The 2,419-nt window shown below is 73.3% G+C and carries 3 protein-coding genes and 1 pseudogene; 3 read left to right on the top strand and 1 reads right to left on the bottom strand.

What is annotated here, in order from left to right; genetic code table 11:
• Positions 1 to 201: 201 nt before the first annotated feature.
• From AC2W7J_RS17500 to AC2W7J_RS17490, 3 genes are all read left to right on the top strand, one after another.
• The gene (locus AC2W7J_RS17500) at positions 202 to 663 is read left to right on the top strand and encodes a hypothetical protein (protein WP_485983978.1); all 462 of its coding nucleotides are present in this window, start codon (positions 202 to 204) and stop codon (positions 661 to 663) included.
• Positions 633 to 791: a hypothetical protein gene (locus AC2W7J_RS17495; protein ID WP_485983976.1), complete on the top strand. Its 159-nt coding sequence runs from the start codon at positions 633 to 635 to the stop codon at positions 789 to 791. The genes AC2W7J_RS17500 and AC2W7J_RS17495 overlap by 31 nt, the downstream gene beginning before the upstream one ends.
• Positions 792 to 1,116: 325 nt before the next feature.
• Positions 1,117 to 1,779: a hypothetical protein gene (locus tag AC2W7J_RS17490; protein WP_485983974.1), complete on the top strand. Its 663-nt coding sequence runs from the start codon at positions 1,117 to 1,119 to the stop codon at positions 1,777 to 1,779.
• A gap of 20 nt (positions 1,780 to 1,799) precedes the next feature.
• Here the strand turns inward: AC2W7J_RS17490 and AC2W7J_RS17485 are convergent.
• Positions 1,800 to 2,419: pseudogene (locus tag AC2W7J_RS17485) on the bottom strand (hypothetical protein); the annotation flags it as partial.

The raw sequence follows: 2,419 nt of genomic DNA, 5'->3' as shown, positions 1-2,419 counted from the left end.
CTGCGCGAGTGGCGGCGGCGACTCGGGCTGGGCCTGGCCGGCCGGCCGCTGCCTCGCGGGCCTGGCCACCGGGCTCGCGGCAAAGCACGAAGCTGACCGCCGGCGTCGTCGGCCTCGCTCTGCTGTGGGGCTGCTCTCGCGGCGTGGGGACGGGGAGCGCCGCGGGCGGGAGCGGCGCGGCTCGTCGTCGGGACCCTGCTCGTGCTCGTCCCGGCCCACGCCCTCGTCGGGATGCACGCGCTCGGGCGGATCGCCGAGGCGGGCGGGGGCATCTCCTATGCCATGCCGTGGCGGGCGCTCTACACGCTGCTCGACCTCGCGACGAGCGAACTCCTCGCCCGCACGATGACGACCTGGATCGCTGCCTTCGGGTGCGTGCTGCTCGCCGTCGCGCTCTGGCGGATCACCGAGGGCCTCACCGAGGTCGTCGCGGTGCGGGCGCTCTTCGTGCTGACGACGGCCTACTCGCTCGGCGCCGGCTACGTGCTGCCCTGGTACGAGCTGCCGCAGTGGCTCGCGACCGCCGTGCTCGTCGGTCTCGTCGGGCGCGAGGGGTGGCGCCGACTGGCTCCGCTCCTGCTGCTGCTCGTGGGGCGCTCGCTCGTGCTCGCCCTCGCCTACGTCCCCGGCCGGTGCGGCTGCCCGACGACGTCGAGATGGTGACGCTGGGCTTCCGCTTCGTCGCCTCGCCGCTGGCCACGCTGGCGGTCTGGGTCGCGATCTGGGGGCTGTGGCGCCGGGCGGGTCAGCACCCGGTCAGGGGATGGTCAGAAGGGGGTCAGCGGATCTAGGATCCAGTGATCGCGCGCAACCCAGGGGGACGACATGGAGTGCACTTCGTGCGGGACGACGAGCACGGGGGCCTTCTGCCCCGAGTGCGGGGCACGCTTGGCGACCCAGGGTGGCTCGGACGACGCCGAACGCTTCTGGCAGGACGACGAGCCGACCCGCACCCAGGCAGCACTCGACTCCGGTCCGGCGTGGCCACAGCCGTCGCCCGAGACCTCGTGGGACGACTGGATCGTGCAGCAGCCGACCCAGCATGCGGGCCCCGGGCCGCTCCCGGTCGCGCCCGTGGCAGGTGCGCCCATGTCCGGTGCGGCGGCGGGAGCCTCGATGGCCCCGCCTCCGGGCTCGCACGGCGGTCCGCACTGGGCCGCCATCGTCGCTGCCGTCGCTGCTGGCGTCCTGCTCCTCGGTGCAGGTGGCGCTGCGCTGTGGTTCTTCGGCTCTGACGGTGAGCCCGCTGCTGCGCCCCCTCCGACCTCGACCACGACGCCCCCGACAACCGTCACGGCCACGCCCCCGCCCACGACGACGGTGACGAGCACCGCGACGCCACCGCCGACGACCACGGTGACGACCACAGCGGCCCCACCGAGCGTTGCCGAACAGCTGAGCGACAAGCGCGACGAGTCCCTCGGCCGGCTCGTCACCGATGGCGACTGGGCGGTGAGTCTCTCGGCCAAGCAGGACGGCACCCGTGACGACCGCCAGCTCACGAGCAGCGGGTCACACGTCTTCCGCCTCCCGGACATCCTCGAGCTGCACGAGGAGATCGAGTCGACCTACGCCTGGACCGACGTCTACCTGCTCAAGGCCGAGGACCTCGGCAGCACCGTGGGCGCCGATGACGACAAGATCTGGATGACCATCGTCGATCCCGGCTGGCTGACGACCCGCGAGGACGCCGAGGCATGGTGCGAGGTCGAGTTCTCATGGCTGAGCGGGGACGACCTCGACAACGCCTGCTACCCCCGCCAGCTGCGGGCTCCCTGACGCCTGCAGTGCGCAGTCGGTCAGCCAGTCGCTGACCCCTCCACCCGCTCATCCCGCGCTCGGCCGACTCCGGCCCACAGGACGAGCAGCGCCGGCGCGAGGACGAGCGCCGCGGCGGCCGGGATCGCCGTGCCCGAGTCGTTGAGCAGGAAGCCGACCGTGAGCGCGACGACGAGCCCGATGAGGCCGACGCGCAGCCCGGGGTAGGTGGCCATCAGTGGCTGGACCCGTTGTCCCGCAGCGCTGCTCGGGCGCGCGAGCACCCAGATGACGACGACGAGCACGACCGGCACGAGCAGCGCCGTGCGCTCCGGGCCGAGCAGCAGGTCGACATTGGTCTCGAGCTTGCGCACGAGGATCCCCCACGCGTCGCCGTCGAGCAGGCTCTGGAAGAAGCGGCCGAGATGGGTGCGCTGCTCCTCGGGCCGCAGCCAGTCCGCACCGGCCATCGCGAGGAAGCCGACGCCCGTCACCACACCGATCCCGACGACCCGCGTCCAGGTGAGCCGCACGCCCGCGACCGCGAGCACGAGGTAGCCGACCGACGGGATGAGCGCGAGCGCCCCGCCGCCGTCGGCCCCGAGCCAGGCGTCGACGACGAAGGTCGCCCCGCCCACGACGGCGACGACGAGTCCGTGCG

Source organism: Janibacter sp. CFPM2_SD2, from assembly GCF_057364645.1.
The sequence above is the reverse complement of the archived record's forward strand: the minus strand, read 5'-3'. Positions and strand labels throughout refer to the sequence as shown.

Bases quoted from the DNA above. Each gene is read 5' to 3' on its own strand.
- AC2W7J_RS17490 (WP_485983974.1), top strand. From the start codon at position 1,117: ATGGCCCCGCCTCCGGGCTCGCACGGCGGTCCGCACTGGGCCGCCATC.